Genomic DNA, 17,511 nt, shown 5'->3' with positions numbered 1-17,511 from the left:
AATTGAGGAAAATAAACTATTTAATGCGTAATTAGAAAGTTAAATTGGTATTATAAGCTAACAAAACAATATGATCAAATACATCGAAGAAACCACAGAATTCCTTCAGAAAAAAGGCTTTGAAAATCCTGAAATAGGAATCATACTAGGAACTGGATTAGGACAATTAATTAATGAAATAGATATCATTAAAGAAGTAAGTTATAATCATATTCCAAATTTCCCAACAGCTACTGTAGAATTTCATAAAGGAAAATTAATTTATGGAAAACTAGAAGGTAAAAATGTAATAGTCATGCAAGGGCGTTTTCATCTTTACGAAGGATATTCGCTTCAGGATGTTACCTACCCGGTACGTATCATGCACAAACTAGGGATCAAAACTTTATTAGTTTCTAATGCCTCTGGAGCTGTTAATCTCAATTTCAAAAAAGGAGAATTAATGCTTATCGATGATCATATTAACTTACAAGGAAGCTCACCTCTGGCTTTTAAAGGTGTAGAACAGTTAGGAAGTCGTTTTACAGATATGAGTGCTCCTTATGATGCAGATATAAGTGCAAAACTTGAATCTATCGCCAAAGACAATAATATCAATCTTCATAAAGGAGTATATGCGTCTGTAGTAGGTCCTCAACTCGAGACTCGTGCAGAGTATCGTTATCTTAAAATTATCGGTGCCGATGCAGTAGGAATGAGTACTGTTCCCGAAGTGATTGTAGCGAATCATCTGGATCTATCTGTAGCAGCTGTTTCTGTTCTTACTGACGAATGTGATCCCGATAATTTAAAACCGATAAATATCGATGAAATTATTGCAATGGCAGGAAAAGCAGAGCCAGAAATGATACTATTATTTAAAGAATTAATAAAATCATTGTAAGTAGTAGTGAAAGTTTTTTCCTCGCTTTTCGACAAAACTGATTATAACCCAAAATAACTTATATTTCCTTCTTAATTGGAAAGACAAAAATTAATATATGAGCTACTTAAATACCACTCACGATGTGTATAAAGAAGCAGCATTAACTCCAGATATAGGTTTATGCTGTACTACTAACCCAATCTGGGAACTACCCGGGCTTAAGATTCCTAAAATTATGCAGGAAATGAATTATGGCTGTGGTAGTACGGTAAATGCACGTGACCTAACTAATTCTCCAAAAACCTTATATGTAGGTGTTGGAGGTGGAATGGAATTATTACAATTCTCATATTTTTCTCGTCAAAAAGGTGGTGTTATAGGGATTGATGTTGTTAATGAAATGTTGGAGGCTTCTCGTAAGAATTTTGAAGAAGCTGAAGCTCAAAATGACTGGTTTAAAAGTGAGTTTGTTGATCTAAGATATGGAGATGCTCTTAATCTTCCTGTAGAAGATAATAGTATTGATGTTGCCGCACAAAATTGTTTGTTTAATATTTTTAAAGCAGATGATCTTCGAAAAGCAATCGAAGAAATGTATCGTGTATTAAAACCACATGGAAGATTGGTTATGAGTGATCCAACTTGCGAGCAACCGATGAATGATACATTACGTAACGATGAGCGATTAAGAGCTTTATGCTTAAGCGGAAGTTTACCTATTGCAGAATATGTAAAAGCGTTAACCGATGTAGGTTTTGGTACTATAGAAATAAGAGCACGTAAACCTTATAGAATTTTGGATCCAAAACATTATGATACTGATGAATTGATCTACATAGAATCTATAGAAGTAGCTGCAATCAAAGATCCAATGCCAGAAGATGGCCCCTGTATATTTACAGGAAAAGCAGCAATATACTATGGCGATGAAGACTATTTTGATGATAAAAATGGTCACGTATTACTTAAGAATCAACCAATAGCTATATGTGATAAGACCGCTGGTGCTATAGCTGATTTAAACAGAGATGATATATTTATTAGCGAATCTACCTACCATTATGATGGAGGTGGATGCTGTTAAAAGCGAGGGCTAATTAACTATAACCTGAGAAGTCGAAGACAAGTATTTGCCTTCGGCTTCTTTTTTTGTTTTCTTTCATAGATGCTGTAAGGTAATACAATACAATACGTCGGATTATGGACAACTAATTCTTAACTGGATACTGATGATATTGATTCTTCTTTTTATTGCTGCTTGTTTCTTGGCTTATAGTAATGGTGCAAATGATAATTTTAAAGGCGTTGCCACACTCTTCGGAAGCGGAACTACTAATTACAAAAAAGCAATAAATTGGGCTACAATAACAACATTCTCAGGTTCTGTTGCTGCTATCTTTTTGGCAGAAGAATTGGTAAAAAACTTTTCTGGAAAAGGACTGGTTCCTAATGAATTAATCCAAATGCCAATTTTTGCTATCTCCATTGCTCTTGGAGCTGCTTTTACTGTATTTATTGCCACAAAAATAGGAATGCCTATATCAACAACTCATAGCCTTGTAGGTGCTCTTTTTGGCGCCGGAGTAATGGCCATTGGTACCGAGTTTAATTTTGCAAAACTTGGGAAAACGTTTTTAGTTCCTCTTATTGTAAGTCCATTAATGGCTGCTGTATTAAGTTTATTATTGTATATCATTTTTAGATATATTAGGAAAAAACTTAATATCACAAAAAACAGTGGTATCTATATTGATAAAAAGCAAGAAGCAGAAGCGATAACAGTTTCTGCACATCATATGAACACAGTTGCTACAGAAACCAAGATTACAGCTTCTATCCACCACACCAAAGTAGAAACCTACAACGGGAAATTATTAGGTATTAATTCACAGAAAATATTAGACAGTTTACATTATCTAAGCGCCGGGATTGTTAGTTTTGCACGAGGACTTAATGATACTCCTAAAATTGTAGGGTTACTATTAATCATTAATTCTATGGATATTAAGTGGGGAATGATTGCTGTTGCTATAACCATGGCATTAGGAGGGCTTATAAATGCCAAAAAAGTTGGTGTTATTATGAGTAAAAAAATCACTCCTATGAATTCTGGACAAGGGTTTACTGCTAATATGATTACTGGTCTATTAGTAACTACAGCAAGTATTCATGGTTTACCTGTTTCTACAACACATGTATCTGTTGGTTCTATATTTGGGATTGGCACCGTAACCAAAAAAGCAAACCCTAAGATGATTTCTAAAATATTATTATCATGGGTACTCACGCTTCCGATAGCAGCTATTGTAAGTGGATTATTATTTAAGTTACTTCAACATATAGTATAGTCAAATTTCAAAACTTACGAAGTTTAATCAAACCCTTAAGAGCTTTAAAATCAATAAATTGTTATCTTTAGAAAGCAAATCATTTTAAAGATAAAATATCATGGATAGAAGACAATGGTTAAAATCTACTTCGTTGGGAGGGAGTTTTGCATTATTAGGAGGTTTAGGTATCACTAATGCTCTAACATTAGAAGAAATCAATAAATTCAATCCCAGACCACTATCAAAACGTATACGATTAAGTTCTAATGAGAATCCTTATGGTCCTTCAGAAAAGGTAAGAAAAGCCATTATAGCTGCTTTTGATCATAGCTGTCGATATCCATATGCATATGCCGATGAACTAGCCACAATTTTAGCTCAAAAAGAAGGAGTAACCAAGGATCATATTATTATCTGCGGTGGTTCTACAGAAGGGTTAAAAATCACAGGGCTTACTTTTGCTTCGAATGGAGGAGAGATTATTGCGGGGAAACCTACTTTTCTGGCTATGATGACATATGCCAAGCAATGGGGTGCAGAAGTAAATTGGGTACCTGTAGGTGACGATAAAGGATATGATATGGCTGAGATCGAAAAACGAATTTCTTCAAAAACAAAACTAGTTTTTCTTTGTAACCCCAACAATCCAACTTCTACTGTTCTCCCTTCAAAAAAGCTAATAGATTTTTGTGATGCTATTAGTAATAAGACTATTTTATTTAGTGACGAAGCTTACTATGACTATATCGAAGATCCTGATTACCCTTCGATGGTCGAACTCGTAAAACAAGAAAAAGATGTTATCGTATCCAGAACATTTTCAAAAGTATATGGTATGGCGGGTCTTCGTATTGGTTATCTTATCGCAAAACCAGCTTTAGCAGAAAAACTTCGAAGAAATATGGTGGCCTATAGTAATGTTCCTGCTATCGCCGCAGCTAAAGAAGCATTGAATGACAAGGAGTTTTATAACTTTAGTCTACAAAAAACCCGGGAAGCAAAAGATATGATTTATAAAACTCTGGATACTTTTAAACTCCCCTACGTAAAATCGCATACCAACTTTATCTTCTTCAAGTCTGGAAAAGATATACGCACATTACATAAAGAAATGTTAGAAAAAGGAGTTTTAATAGGTCGACCGTTTCCTCCTTTCTTTGATTGGTGTAGAATAAGTACAGGGACTATCGAAGAAGTCACTCTATTCACACAAGCATTAGCCAGTCTTTATGAATAGTCTATACAGCAGTATTATAGACTAGACATTACATTTTAAACTTTATTTTTTAAAGGAATTAATTATACAACAAAATCACAAACAGTTTATTAACCCACTAAACATCAGTCTTTAACCCCTTGATCACTATTTATATAATACTTTTTTTTAAGTTCCAGTATTAACAACAAAAAAAACGAGTATGGACTTAGGAGAAGTAAAAATTGCGGTCGGTATCAACGTAGATATTATTAAGGGAATTGTTACTCATTTATATGCTACAGAAGTTATTCCTTCATCATTTGAATTTGGAGATATTCAAATTCAAATCAATGAACCAACCGTAGAGGTCAGAGAACCTGCCACTAATAATGCCAGGCTAGGTTTACACATTACCGGTGAGTTTAAAAATGGAGATTCTGATGCTTCTCCATTTGATATTTGGATGAAACTTAGCCCTTTTGTACGGGGTGTTTCTGGTTCATCACCGGTTGCTGCTTTATCTGTTGAAGAGGTAGAAGAAGCTACACCAGAAGATATCGGTGGGCTTGTAGGTACATTTGCCACAGGTTTGATCGATGATATCTTGAAAAATATGGATATTCCTATTTATAATTCGTTGATAGGGGGAATAGAAGGCTCTGTCTTTGAAGAAGATGAAATCCCTAACAGATCCACTTGGAATACTGATTTCTATCTGGGAGCTGTCTCACAAATAGAACATGTACAGGTTGGGTTTCCGCCGGGACAGCCACAAAACCCACAAGTAAACAATAGTACGATGTTGGATACCACTCCTGCATTAATCGCCACATTGGCATTACCTGGAGAATCTGCTCAAATGCCAGAAAATCATTCCATTGTTCCAGAAAATACCGGGATCCAAATTATTATATCCAGAGATGCTATGGACACTGTGTTAGCAAAAAAAGCACAAGAAAAAGTAGGAGAAAGTATCGAGGGAGCCACTATAAATGCTATGCAAATGAGTATGCATGACTTGGGAATTCAGATAAGTGGTGAGGCCGAAAAATCGGGAGCAACTATAGAATGGGATGGGGTTTTACTCCTATTTTTCAGAAAATTCTACAATGTAAAAGGCTCTATTCGCTGGCATGATGGATTTGTAAATGTATTTACCAGTGGAATTGATGTTGATGTAGATATCCCGTGGTATATCAAACTGTTGAGAGCATTTTTATTCGTTTTAGGACCTATTGGCTGGATACTTGATGCTACTTTGATTGCTCCAAAAATCAGTGAGGCAGACGAAGCACCTGATCTTGTAAGAGGAGCTTTTAGAGAAGAAGTCGGTGAAGCATTACAGGATATGATTGGTAACGTCGGAGGGCTTTCTGGAGAAGATGAAGTCCCTTTTATGGACTTTGGACAAGATTCCTGGGTTCTTAATGGTCACTACACACATAGTATTCTTGCTTTTTCAGGACTCAATCGTGATGAAATAGCCAATGTAGAACACGATGTATTCGAAATAGAAGGGGCCCATGGTTCTTCGGTAGGAATGATTAACCTAGCTAGTGGATATCGACTTCATCCAGAAGAATTGGGTAGATTATTAAAGAAAGGTATTATGGAGATTCCAAATGTACATGGTGTAGAAGCCGATTATGGATTCTATGTTAGAACAAATCCTAATGATGACACTACAGATAATTTGGTAGACCCCTTAGAGATTCATACAGATTGATAATCTATGGTTCTATATTTGGTAGCGTTAAGGTAAAAAGTGTCAGTTTAAGTGCTTCTTCCCCTAAAGTTGAAGCACTCGAATTGACGAATTTCAAAATTAAAAAACACCAAAAAGTATATCACATTTAGTTTTTCAAAGAATCTTCATCCTACTCGGAGTATTATCCAACAGGAAATGTATCTTAGTTAAATTAAAAAGTGATTATTTAATGAAGAACCTATTTTTTATCGTCTTAATTTGTTTTTTTGTTGCCTGCGGCGGAAGTAAAAAAGCCATTCAAAATACTACTCCCGGTGAGCACACAACAGCCGAAGAAAAAATAAATTCTCCTAAAATCATTGTTCCAGTAGAAGAAAAAGCACCAGATACAGCGATTGAAAAAGTAGAACCCGAAGAAGAAGAAGAAGAAGTTGAGGAGGCTGCACAACAACAAAAAGAAACAACTACAATAAAGGAAGATCCAAAAGTCAATATCGTCAAAGCATTTAATCATCAACCATGGAATGATTTGCTACAGAAACATGTCTCTGCTAATGGTATTGTGAATTATATCGGTTTTAAACAAGACCATTTGGCACTTAAATCTTATCTGGCAGCATTACGTAAAAATATCCCAACAAAAAGCTGGAGTAAATCTGATACATTGGCATATTGGATGAATGTATATAATGCATTTACCATAAAATTAATCCTCGATAATTATCCTTTAAAAAGTATCAAAGACATTAAGAATCCATGGGATTTGCGTTTTTTTAAACTAGGAAACAAATGGTATACTCTTAATGATGTAGAACATAGAATTTTACGAAAAATGGGGGATCCCAGGATTCATTTTGGTATCAATTGTGCTTCTATTTCTTGCCCTCGGTTATTAAACAAAGCGTTCACAGCTCAAAATGTAGATCGGGAGTTAGAAAAATTAACTATTGACTTTATCAATGATACTAAACAAAATACAATAACTTCTAATAGTGTTCAACTTTCTAAAATATTTACCTGGTTTGCAAAAGATTTTAAAACTGAAGGTTCTTTAATTCATTTTTTAAATAAATACTCCAAAATTACTATTAATACTAACGCAAAAAAGAGCTTCAAAAAATACAATTGGAGTTTAAACGAATAGTAAAATAGTATAGAATTTCACTCATTTCTTGTCTGGTTTTTTATTCTAATACAAAATTTTAAGAAAATAAGTAGTTGATTATGGCTTTTTAAAAAGTTAAAATTTACCTAAAAAAAACATGCCTGCTACTAGCAGAAATTTTTATTAACCCAAAAAATCATCCTCAACATCAACAACTGACAATCAAATAGTTAGAGTCATTTTCTCTATCATAAACTTCCTATTTACTCTATACCTCGCATACCTGATTATTAACCCAAAAATCAACTAAAACTAAATTTTAACTGTAAGTTCATTTCCTGATTCTCTACTAAAACCATAGATTTTAAAAGAAGAGTTAATAAAAACTAAATAATAACCATCTAAAACCTAAAAAAATGAAAGCTCCAAAAATTATATTAGTGCTATTTGCCATATTATCAATAAATCAGATTCAGTCACAAAACAGTTTTGATCATATCATTTGGGATCAAGCATTACTACTAAATGTATCTGATGATGGAAAAGTAGATTATAACGGATTCATGAGAGACAGCTCTCAATTATACCGATATTTTAAACAACTTTCTGATAATCCGCCTCAAGAAAATTGGACAAGAGAAGAGAAATTGGCGTATTGGATCAACGCTTATAATGCTTATACTATAAAGCTTGTTATAGACAGTTATCCCTTAAAAAGCATTAAAGATCTTGAAGATCCCTGGGGGAAAAAATTCTTCAAAATTGATGGAGTATGGTATAGTTTAGGTGAGTTAGAACACAAAATTCTAAGGAAATTTGGTGACCCAAGAATTCACTTTGCAATCAACTGTGCATCGATTTCTTGTCCCGTTGTATGGAACAGAGCATATACTGCTGATAACCTTAATACCGCTCTGGATAGTCAAACTGAAAAGTTTATTAATGACCCTACCCGAAATACAATTACAAAAGATAAAGTAATAGTTTCGAAAATATTTACCTGGTACAAAAGGGATTTTAAAGTAAATGGTGGTGATGTTAAGGATTTTATTAACAGATACGCTGCAATAAAAATTGACAAACAATCAAAAAAAGGGTATAAGGAATACGATTGGAAACTAAATGAGCAATCAAAAGATTATCCTGCAGCAGTTGTACTAGATTAGAAAACAAAAGGTAAATAAAGAATATGAATGGAGCTTAAATGAGTAAATTTACAGTATAATCGAATTCTTAGTAAAATTGAAAATATCCATTATTATCCCCATATTAAATGAGGCAGAAACAATTAGTCGTCTGATTTCTCACTTAATTAGATCTTGTGATACTAAAGAAAATATAAAAGAAATTATCATTGTAGATGGCGGTAGTGTCGACGGTTCTCAAGATATTGTAAATACCATAGTAGAGAACGAATCAATTTTGATTAAGCTTCTTTCATCAAAAAAAGGTCGAGCCAAACAACTAAATACAGGCGGTAATACTGCAAAAGGTGATATTCTGTACTTTCTTCATGCGGATTCTTTTCCTCCTCAAGGTTTTGATACCGATATTATAGCAGAGGTTAAGAAAGGAAATAATGCAGGATGTTTCAGAATGAAATTTGATTCTAATCATTGGTGGTTGCAATTTCTTGGATGGTTAACACAATTTAAAAGTAAACGATGTCGAGGTGGTGATCAGAGTCAATTTATAACCTTGGCTCTATTTCGGCAAATTGATGGTTATGATGAGTCTTTTATTGTTTATGAAGATAATGATTTGGTAGATCGCCTTTTTGCTATAAACCAGTTTGTAATCATCCCCAAACATGTGATTACTTCTGCCAGACGTTATGAAGAGATTGGTGTATGGCGTTTACAATATCATTTTTTAAATATTCATATGCGAAAATGGATGGGAGCTTCTTCTGAAGATTTATATCGCTACTATAAAGAAAAGGTTGTTAATTTATAAGCCTTAGTTCTTCAATAGTATTAGTAATCTTATTTTTAAACACTACGATTTCTGTACTTTGGTCTTCTGTAGTATCCACATCAATATTATATTTCTTTACTTTTCCATCAGACATTAGTATTCTAAAATAAAACGCTCCCTGATCTACGCAATCTGGACACCCATATACCTTGCCAGTTCCATTTTTTAATTCATCAGGAATGCCTGATAACAATGAATTATATTTTTCAAATACTTCTTTAGAATACACAAATGAGCTTTTAAATGTAAAGTCATTGGAATAGTAATTTACAGTATTGTCTTTTGCTATTTTTTCTGTATCAATTTCAAATACATTAAAACAATTTTCAAGACACTCTCCAGAATATTTTCCGAAAACTAAAGATTTAATCGTATTTTCAGTAATAGTATCATCATCACTATTGCATGACAAAAACAAAAAGGTAAAGGAAATTAAAATACCATAAAAAGATCTCATCTGCATATATTTTTATACTTAGTAGATTACAGGCATGAAAAAAGGTTGCGTATTCCAAATACCAGGATCAAGATTGAATGGCGTTTCATACCATAGAAAAAAACGACTTCTATATAGATTAATATAAAAGTCGTTTCGTATTATTTATTGATTTAAACGCTCTATTTAATGTTATTTTTCTTTAAAAATTTAAGAATGTAACCTGCGATTTCATCTCCTTTTTCTTCTAATGCAAAATGTCCAGTATCTAATAAATGAAAATCTATATTCTTTAAATCTCTCTTATAAGGATATGCGCCTTCGGCTGGAAAAATATGATCATTTTTACCCCAAACAATTAATGTGGGCGGTTGATAATCTCGTAAGTATTTTTGCCATTTAGGGTATAACGGAATATTAGTTCTGTAATCATAAAACATAGCTAATTGAATCTCATTATTTTCTTTTCGTGTTAAATGCTGCAAATCAATTTCCCAATTGTCCGGACTAATTTTATTAACCTCCTGAACACCATGGGTATATTGCCACTTTAATCCTTCTAGCTTATGAAAACCCTCTAAAGCTTTACCATTTTTAACCGATGGGTCATTCCAATATGTTTTAAGAGGATCCCAAAACTCTCTAATACCTTCATTATAAGCATTACCGTTTTGAACAATTAATGATTCTATTCGATTAGGGTATTTAGAAGCAACCCTAAACCCTACAGGAGCACCATAATCCATAAGGTATAAACTAAACTTCTTCACTTCTAGTGTGGCCAAAAAACCTTCAACAATAGTAGCCATATTATCAAAAGTATAGTCAAATTCTGATAGCAATGGCTGTTCTGATCTTCCGTATCCAGGGTAATCCGGTGCCAGAATATGATAATCATCTGCCAGGTCTACAATCAGATTTCTAAACATATGGGATGATGTGGGGTACCCATGCAACAATAGAATGGTAGGCTTATTTTTTGCCCCTGCTTCTCTGTAAAATATATCCAATCCATTTACTTCAACAGTTTTATATAGTGTTGATGTATGTCGTGACTTAGTATCCTTATTACCTGTTTCTAAATTCTTCGTAAAAGAATACATTGTTAGTGTAATCATTGCAAGTACTGCAATTCCTAATGTGATTTTTATTGTTCTCATGATTCTAAAAGTGTAATGTTAGTAATTCAATTTAATTACCGAACGTTCGGTAATTTTATAATATAAAAAAATAGTACGATTACTATCTTTTCTTTTCTGTTGTATTTTAACGAGTTCTATGTTCGTTTAGGTAACCCGCCGAGATAAGTTTTGTTTCTTGCTGAGATAATTTCTAAATATACTTTCTCTCTCCTTCGGTTATAGCAATATCATTGATACTTGCATATCTCTTTTTCATTAAACCATTTACGTCAAATTCCCACATTTCATTTCCGTATGCTCTATACCAATCTCCTGTTTCATTCTCATATTCATATTCGAATCTTACCGCTATGCGATTATCTGTATGTGCCCAATACTCTTTCTTTAATTTATAGGTAAGTTCTTTTTCCCATTTTTGGGTAAGAAACGCAACGATTTTATCTCTTCCTTTCAGAAAATGATCTCTGTTTCTCCACTCGCTATCTATAGTGTAGGCCAGGCTAACTTTTTCTGGGTCTTTTGTATTCCAGGCATCTTCTGCCATTTGTACTTTTTGTTTTGCTGTTTCTTCTGAAAACGGAGGTAGTGGGAATTTCTGTTCCATAATAATTCTGTTTTGATGTTTACTCTTTCCAGTAATTGATCTTGTCTAAACTTGATATTTTACTTCTAATACGAATACAAATATATAAACATATAGTTTTTTACCAAACGTTCGGTAATTAATTAACTTCTTTTTAACGAATAGGTGAGTATGGGTGCAAAAAGGCGATTTTGAAGAAAAAAAATTCTTGTAAGAATAGACATAAACCTGAATGTCTTTAATTGTTCAGGAAAATTATATTTTTAAAACCTTAATTATGTTAAAAAAACATTTTAAATTTAAGTGGTGCTCAAAGATTAAGCTAAGATGAGCAAGAATCTGTTAATTGAGGTCGAGCAGGAAATTGCCAAACATATCCTCCTGAAAATATGTACCTTTTGTGGTGGTGGTTCATTATTCAATGGTTGTTGTATGGGATCTCCATTAGTGCATCAATGCTTAAATGATTTTGGTTAACCATTTATACTATTAACTCAATAGGGTTTTTGCTTTATGCAAAGCCTAGCTCTTTGCTATATTGGATAAAACAGATCATTAAAAATATTGCCCAATCCCAAATACAAATCCTTTGGTAGCATCGTCTGTAACCCCATGCCCATAATCGATTCTAAAAATGGCATTAAAAATTCGTTTATGCATAAAACGTAAACCTACACCAGGGTATAATCTGAAATTTTGAGACTCTCCAAAATCCTCAAAATCTCCTCCCGGATTACGCCAGCTTCCTCCATCTACAAAGACATTGCTTTGCAACACAAACCAATCTTTTTCATACAATGTGTGTCTATACTCGGTATTAAGGACAATCACTCCCGTTCCTCGATCAATAGTGTTCCCAACACCTCTAATATTAAGATTATTATCTACTGCAAACGGTGCAAATGGAGAATCATCATTGCTCGCTAACCCTAATCGTAGCCTGGAAGACCAATTTCCTTTTTTACCTACTCTTTTATGGTATAAAAAATCGTTCCACCCAATAAGAAAATCGGGTAAGACGTTTTCGGTACTCACCACATATTGTAAATTTAATGTGCTTTTAAATCCCGACACATATTGGTAATCATAATCCAAATCATCGTATTCATATATTAGCTTATATAATAGCTTATTAACATCAAAATCTTGTGGTATTCCTGCTTCAGTAGCACCGCGTTTATATGTATAATCTTCATTAAAATAATTCACTCCCAACTCAATACGATTCTGAAGATTAAATTGATATAACCCTAATACTTCATACGAGGTATTGTTATACTTATAATCTGCTGTACCATTTTCTAGAAACACAGGTTCTTCGGTAGTAAGATTACTATAATTAAATGCTACCCCTAATTTCTTACTAAACAAAAAGGGTGCCCTTAGATTTGCTCCATAAGAGCTGTAAATATCATTTTGATACAATCCTCCCAGGGTTATATTTCGGCCAAATAAATTAAACTCATACAATCCCACTCTAAAAGCAAATTCATCATTATTAGTCGTATAGAGATTGGCAGAAGGGATGATCGTAAAATTTTCTTCTATCCCATAAATCACCTCATAGCCTTCTTCTTTTTCATTAACCTGGTAGTAGGCATGTGCTATAGAAGGTAATCTCTTTAATCTCTTAATATCCTCTTCGATCTGTAAAGAATCCAGGGCCTTTCCTTGCTCAATATTGGTGAGCCTTGTGATAGCCGAAGTCTTAGTCTTATTATTTCCTTGTATACGAATTTCGGAAACCACTTTGTTTTGCCCAAAGGCGAAACAAGTGGTAAAAAATATGATGAAAACAATTCGGGAAAGATTCATTTGTTTGTTGAGTAAAACTCTTTTATTAGTTGTTCTGAAGGTTTGTTTTGTATCGTAAATCGATTATTACGCTCTCCTCCAACTTTATTGTGATTATGGTACCATTTCCAAAGAAATCCTCCTGCAAACCAAGGTTCATTCCAAAATTCCTGATACAAAGCGGTCAATGCATTATTTTGTCCTTCGAGATCAACTTTACCATCAATACGACTAGAATCCCAAGGCTCTTTTCCTGTAAAATGAAGACTTCGATAGCCATATTCTGTAAATAAAACAGGTTTCTTCATTTTGGTTTGTAATGTGATAATATTACTTTTATGTTTTTGCCATCCTTCCTTAAACTCCTCTACTGTTGGTGTTTTACTTTGAGAAATTGGAAAATAAGCATCTACACCTATATAATCCAATTGATCCCAAAAAGGTGCTTTATCAAACTGATCCCAGTTTTCTGCATAGGTTAATTTTCCTTTATATACCGATCGTATTTTGGTAATCAAATGATTCCAAAACTCGGGTCTTTTCTGAACGAACGTATGTAATTCTGTACCGATACAAAATATTGGAACCTGCATCTCTTCTGCCAATACTGCATAGAGTAATATAAAATCTTCGTATGATTTTTCGAGTGTTTTCCAGTCTTCTTCAGATTTCATACTGATATTACCCGTAAACTCTCCTCTCCACACCCAAATTTGAGGTTTTAGCATCACCTTAATTTTTCTATCATGCAGTAATTCAATCGTTTTTTTGGCTCCATCTCTTCGCTCTCCCCACCATTGCCTTTCGATATTAAAAACTACAGTGGGAGTCTCTAAATATTTTATAAATCCAAAAGGCATCACTGCAGCCCAATTGGCATTGACTTCTACAACAGGATCAATCTCTACAGAAGTAATCTCCTCTGGAGAACCCACAAAACTAACCCCATTAATCTTAGGTCCTTGCCCAGAACACGTACAAAAAATAAAGGCTAACAACAGTAGAGAAATATTTTTCATGCTCTTTTTTTACTGCTGAAAATACGATTTTTATACTAGTATTCTAGAATAACGCTCTTAAACCTAAACTAAATGTTTGCCCTAATCCTTGAAAATTATTTCCCCTAACAATCTTACCGAAGGATGCTTCTAAATTAAGAACTTTAGTCAGCTGATATTTACCACCAAATCCTAACTGTGTATAATCCTGATCAAAATCATTTCCTAAATCAAACAAAAAAGCTTGTTGGGCATTTACAAAAACTGTAGATTTTGAACTTGGGAAATAACTCAAAAAAGCACTTAATGGCACAAACAAACTATTATTTGCAAATCGTTCTGATATATTTTCACTGGCTGGATCAGCATCTACTGACTTTTCTCCAAAATTATATCCTAAATCTGCTTCTGTAAAAATCTGCCATTTGTTACCTCCAAAAGTTTTATCATAGAAAAACTTAGTCTCCCAGAAAAAACTTCTTTTATCTAAATAAGGTGCATTTGGAACATCTTCAAACACAGGGATAAAAAACGAACTGGTAAAAGAAAAATTCGCAACATTTTTAAAAGGCTGTATTCTTATTGATGGTGCAATTGTAGTAAGTCCACTTCTGGCATCAGTAGTATTATCTTTAAAATTCAGTACTTCCAATGCTCCTGCTCCTCCATAAGTATTTGCTCTAACCTGAAAGATAAGCCCAATATTAACTCTAGAATTTTTACTAATTCCGGTAAATATTTCAGTAGTATTGGTAAAAAAAGTTTGTCTATCTATAGTTACCGATTTAGATCCCGAGTCGGTTTGTTCTGTTTGTGTGTATATGCTATTAAAAAATTTAATATCCCATTGTCCTTTCTTTAAAAGTTTAGAAGGTGTAAACTCCTGGATATTTGATTTTCCAGAATCCTCATCCTGTGCTAATCCTATGGCCATAACAAAAATGCTTAGCGCTGTAATTAGTATTCTTTTGGTTTTCATTATTGCGATTTTTTACATAAGTATTCTCTTTCAAAGTAGCTTTCGTATAAAAAACTTTGAAAAAAATTCTTATTTGTTGTTATAGATTATTTTGAAAAAATTGTGATTATTTAACTTGATTTAAACTCCAATCATAGGAGTAATATGATACTTTGGCTTTTGCCGGAATTTTCTCTTTTCGGAATTTATTTACAAAATCTACCTCTGATCCATTCTGAGTAAAATCTACCTTATACCATTCAAAAATTTGTGACAACCGTACTTTATTACCCTTCACTTTAATAAAATTAGGGTTATTTAAAGCTTTTACCGTTTGACGTTGCAATTGATCTTCTAATGTTGACGGTTTATAAGCCGAAGGTATAATTGGAGGGCATCCCAAACCTGCACATACTAACACAAAGTGAAATCGAGCTTCCTTAGGGAAATTTTTGCGAAGGATCTTATTTTCCAGATCATTAAGTGTTGTTTTTTTGCCTCCTAATATATAGATCGTTTTATCAAAAAAACCTTTAATATCTAATGGTGATTTTGTTGGGTATTTATCCACTATCCCTTTTATTACTGCCAAGTTATAAGCGTTGATATAAAAAGCCTGATACGTTTTTGGTTTGCTTGTACTAACTTTTATGGTTGCAGCCATCTCCAACAATTCGTTTAATGAAGATGGATCCTTTTTTATGGTTTTATAATTCACCCTCCCATTAGATACATAGGTTTTAAAAAAGCTATCTGCTTTAGTAAAAAATTCTGTACTACTTTGTGAAAACCCAAATTGAATTGAGAGAAGAACTAATAGAATTGTTATTTTTTTCATCCTTTACCTTTTTATCAGTGCTATCAAAAACTGAATTTATCGTATTTTAAATTGTTAAAATTTACCTTGGTAATGGGCATTCAGTCGAATGGAAAATCATCAACTTACAAACAATTTAAGATTTTATTTTTCTACACAACTCCCTAATTATAGGTCTCAATGTGTCCTGATTCTTTTATAATCAAGAAATCAGGACATACATCATCACTCCCGTATTTAAATTCGCCGTTCAACAAAAAAAACCAAAATCATGATCGTATTAACACAAAAAAAATGGATATGCAGTTGTATTGCATTAATAACACTTACCCTATCACTACAAGCGCAGGAAGTTGTTATTCCTGATGCCAGATTTAAAAGAGCATTACTCGAAGATCATAATATTGACACCAATAACAATGGCAAAATAGAAGTTAGCGAAGCCCAGGCATATACACAGCATATATTTGTTTCTGGCAGTCAAGTATCTAACCTTATTGGTATTGAAGCTTTTAAAAACATTAATAGTTTATCAATTTGGAAAACTCGTATTAGAGAAATCGATCTTAGCAAAAACACAAAATTATTAGCATTATTTTTCTATAAAAACTATAAAGTAACCCGTTTAGATCTTAGCAAGAATACTAAATTAGAAACGATAACATGTAACCGAAACAACCTAGAATCACTAACAATACTCAGCCGTAATTTGATCGAATTAAATTGTAGTAACAATAAGTTAAATAAACTGTTTTTACCAAATAGCAGGAAAGTACAGGAATTGAATTGTCGTAATAATAAGATAACCGAACTAAAACTAGGCAGACAAAAAGAATTAAAAACATTGTATTGTGAACATAATAAACTAACACAATTAGATATAAGTAACAGTACTAAATTAGAGCATTTAAATTGTTCTTATAATAAATTAAAAAGCTTAAACACAAGTAAAAGCACTAAATTAATTTACTTAACACCTGCCTTTAATAATCTAACAAGTCTAAATGTAAGTAAGAATACTAAATTGAAACAATTACGTTGTCATAGTAATAAGCTAAAGAGTTTAGATGTAAGTAAAAACACTACTTTGGAGATTTTAACATGTAGCAGTAATAATCTAACTAGCTTGATAGCATCCAATAACAGTAAATTAGATTATATGAATGCTCGATACAATTCTATTGATTGTATAGTAGGACATCCGGCAAATGGGGCTAATTGGTTAAAAGATCCTGAAACAGAATTTTGCCCAGAAAAAACCAGAACAGCAAAAAAAGAAAATCTTCATCAAAAAGAGATAACAACCTATCCTAACCCGGTTCAAAATATACTGTACATACAAACTGGTCAGGTAGAAAAATCACCTGTTACTATAGCCTTAACAGCATTAAATAATGGGAGAAGTACTACTATAAAACGTATCCCAAATAACAAAGGTGTAGTTTCTATTAATATGAGTGCTTACAAAACAGGATTGTATACTTTAAAAATAATAACCAAGGATCGAGTGATCACTCGTAAAATAATAAAGCAATAAAAGAATATCCAGAAGTATCTAAACAAAAAAATCAAAATCATGATCGTATTAACACAAAAAAAA

Annotated in this window: 17 protein-coding genes; 10 read left to right on the top strand and 7 right to left on the bottom strand. The window is 33.0% G+C overall.

The genetic code is table 11. The features are described from left to right. Nucleotides 1–70: 70 nt before the first annotated feature. The 8 genes from Z054_RS0119275 to Z054_RS0119240 all read left to right on the top strand — a co-directional run bounded on the left by Z054_RS0119275 (nt 71) and on the right by Z054_RS0119240 (nt 9,162). The gene (locus Z054_RS0119275; RefSeq protein WP_024771681.1) at nt 71–883 is read left to right on the top strand and encodes a purine-nucleoside phosphorylase; all 813 of its coding nucleotides are present in this window, start codon (nt 71–73) and stop codon (nt 881–883) included. Between the two features lie 97 nt (nt 884–980). Next, nucleotides 981–1,949 carry an arsenosugar biosynthesis arsenite methyltransferase ArsM gene (gene arsM, locus Z054_RS0119270; protein ID WP_024771680.1) on the top strand — a complete coding sequence of 323 codons (969 nt, stop codon included), beginning with the start codon at nt 981–983 and terminating at the stop codon, nt 1,947–1,949. A 145-nt stretch (nt 1,950–2,094) separates the two neighbouring features. Continuing rightward, the gene (locus tag Z054_RS0119265; RefSeq protein ID WP_024771679.1) at nt 2,095–3,213 is read left to right on the top strand and encodes an inorganic phosphate transporter; all 1,119 of its coding nucleotides are present in this window, start codon (nt 2,095–2,097) and stop codon (nt 3,211–3,213) included. Nucleotides 3,214–3,313: 100 nt separating this feature from the next. Further along, nucleotides 3,314–4,432, top strand: a complete 1,119-nt coding sequence (locus Z054_RS0119260) for a pyridoxal phosphate-dependent aminotransferase (RefSeq protein WP_024771678.1) — start codon at nt 3,314–3,316, stop codon at nt 4,430–4,432. Nucleotides 4,433–4,613: 181 nt separating this feature from the next. Next, nucleotides 4,614–6,119: a hypothetical protein gene (locus tag Z054_RS0119255; RefSeq protein ID WP_024771677.1), complete on the top strand. Its 1,506-nt coding sequence runs from the start codon at nt 4,614–4,616 to the stop codon at nt 6,117–6,119. A 211-nt stretch (nt 6,120–6,330) separates the two neighbouring features. Continuing rightward, a complete protein-coding gene (locus tag Z054_RS0119250; protein ID WP_024771676.1) occupies nt 6,331–7,245 on the top strand; it encodes a DUF547 domain-containing protein in 915 nt (304 codons plus the stop codon). Nucleotides 7,246–7,622: 377 nt separating this feature from the next. After that, nucleotides 7,623–8,372 (top strand): DUF547 domain-containing protein, encoded by a 750-nt coding sequence (locus tag Z054_RS0119245; RefSeq protein WP_024771675.1) that lies wholly within the window; start codon nt 7,623–7,625, stop codon nt 8,370–8,372. Between the two features lie 76 nt (nt 8,373–8,448). Continuing rightward, nucleotides 8,449–9,162, top strand: a complete 714-nt coding sequence (locus tag Z054_RS0119240; RefSeq protein ID WP_035092733.1) for a TIGR04283 family arsenosugar biosynthesis glycosyltransferase — start codon at nt 8,449–8,451, stop codon at nt 9,160–9,162. Here Z054_RS0119240 and Z054_RS0119235 read toward each other — a convergent pair. The 3 genes from Z054_RS0119235 to Z054_RS0119225 form a co-directional block, all read right to left on the bottom strand. Next, nucleotides 9,152–9,640, bottom strand: coding sequence for a hypothetical protein (locus Z054_RS0119235; RefSeq protein ID WP_152538612.1), 489 nt, complete (start codon nt 9,638–9,640; stop codon nt 9,152–9,154). The genes Z054_RS0119240 and Z054_RS0119235 overlap by 11 nt on opposite strands. Nucleotides 9,641–9,801: 161 nt before the next feature. Then, the gene (locus Z054_RS0119230) at nt 9,802–10,779 is read right to left on the bottom strand and encodes an alpha/beta fold hydrolase (protein ID WP_024771672.1); all 978 of its coding nucleotides are present in this window, start codon (nt 10,777–10,779) and stop codon (nt 9,802–9,804) included. Nucleotides 10,780–10,951: 172 nt separating this feature from the next. After that, nucleotides 10,952–11,365, bottom strand: a complete 414-nt coding sequence (locus tag Z054_RS0119225) for a nuclear transport factor 2 family protein (protein ID WP_024771671.1) — start codon at nt 11,363–11,365, stop codon at nt 10,952–10,954. 306 nt (nt 11,366–11,671) lie between these two features. On the opposite strand from Z054_RS0119225, the gene Z054_RS31810 reads away from it, so the two are divergent. Continuing rightward, nucleotides 11,672–11,821, top strand: a complete 150-nt coding sequence (locus tag Z054_RS31810) for a hypothetical protein (RefSeq protein WP_161635312.1) — start codon at nt 11,672–11,674, stop codon at nt 11,819–11,821. Nucleotides 11,822–11,899: 78 nt separating this feature from the next. Here the strand turns inward: Z054_RS31810 and Z054_RS0119220 are convergent, their stop codons facing one another. The 4 genes from Z054_RS0119220 to Z054_RS0119205 form a co-directional block, all read right to left on the bottom strand. Continuing rightward, the gene (locus Z054_RS0119220) at nt 11,900–13,159 is read right to left on the bottom strand and encodes a POTRA domain-containing protein (protein ID WP_024771670.1); all 1,260 of its coding nucleotides are present in this window, start codon (nt 13,157–13,159) and stop codon (nt 11,900–11,902) included. After that, nucleotides 13,156–14,157 carry a glycoside hydrolase family 113 gene (locus Z054_RS0119215; RefSeq protein ID WP_024771669.1) on the bottom strand — a complete coding sequence of 334 codons (1,002 nt, stop codon included), beginning with the start codon at nt 14,155–14,157 and terminating at the stop codon, nt 13,156–13,158. The genes Z054_RS0119220 and Z054_RS0119215 overlap by 4 nt, the downstream gene beginning before the upstream one ends. A 43-nt stretch (nt 14,158–14,200) precedes the next feature. Next, a complete protein-coding gene (locus tag Z054_RS0119210) occupies nt 14,201–15,115 on the bottom strand; it encodes a hypothetical protein (protein ID WP_024771668.1) in 915 nt (304 codons plus the stop codon). A gap of 106 nt (nt 15,116–15,221) precedes the next feature. Beyond that, a complete protein-coding gene (locus tag Z054_RS0119205) occupies nt 15,222–15,932 on the bottom strand; it encodes a DUF547 domain-containing protein (protein ID WP_024771667.1) in 711 nt (236 codons plus the stop codon). Nucleotides 15,933–16,182: 250 nt separating this feature from the next. On the opposite strand from Z054_RS0119205, the gene Z054_RS0119200 reads away from it, so the two are divergent. Beyond that, nucleotides 16,183–17,448: a T9SS type A sorting domain-containing protein gene (locus tag Z054_RS0119200; RefSeq protein WP_024771666.1), complete on the top strand. Its 1,266-nt coding sequence runs from the start codon at nt 16,183–16,185 to the stop codon at nt 17,446–17,448. The last annotated feature ends 63 nt before the right edge of the window (nt 17,449–17,511 follow it).

This window comes from Aquimarina macrocephali JAMB N27, assembly GCF_000520995.1.
Taxonomy (GTDB): domain Bacteria; phylum Bacteroidota; class Bacteroidia; order Flavobacteriales; family Flavobacteriaceae; genus Aquimarina; species Aquimarina macrocephali.
Note: the sequence above shows the minus strand (reverse complement) of the source record. Positions and strands in the feature narration are given on the sequence as shown.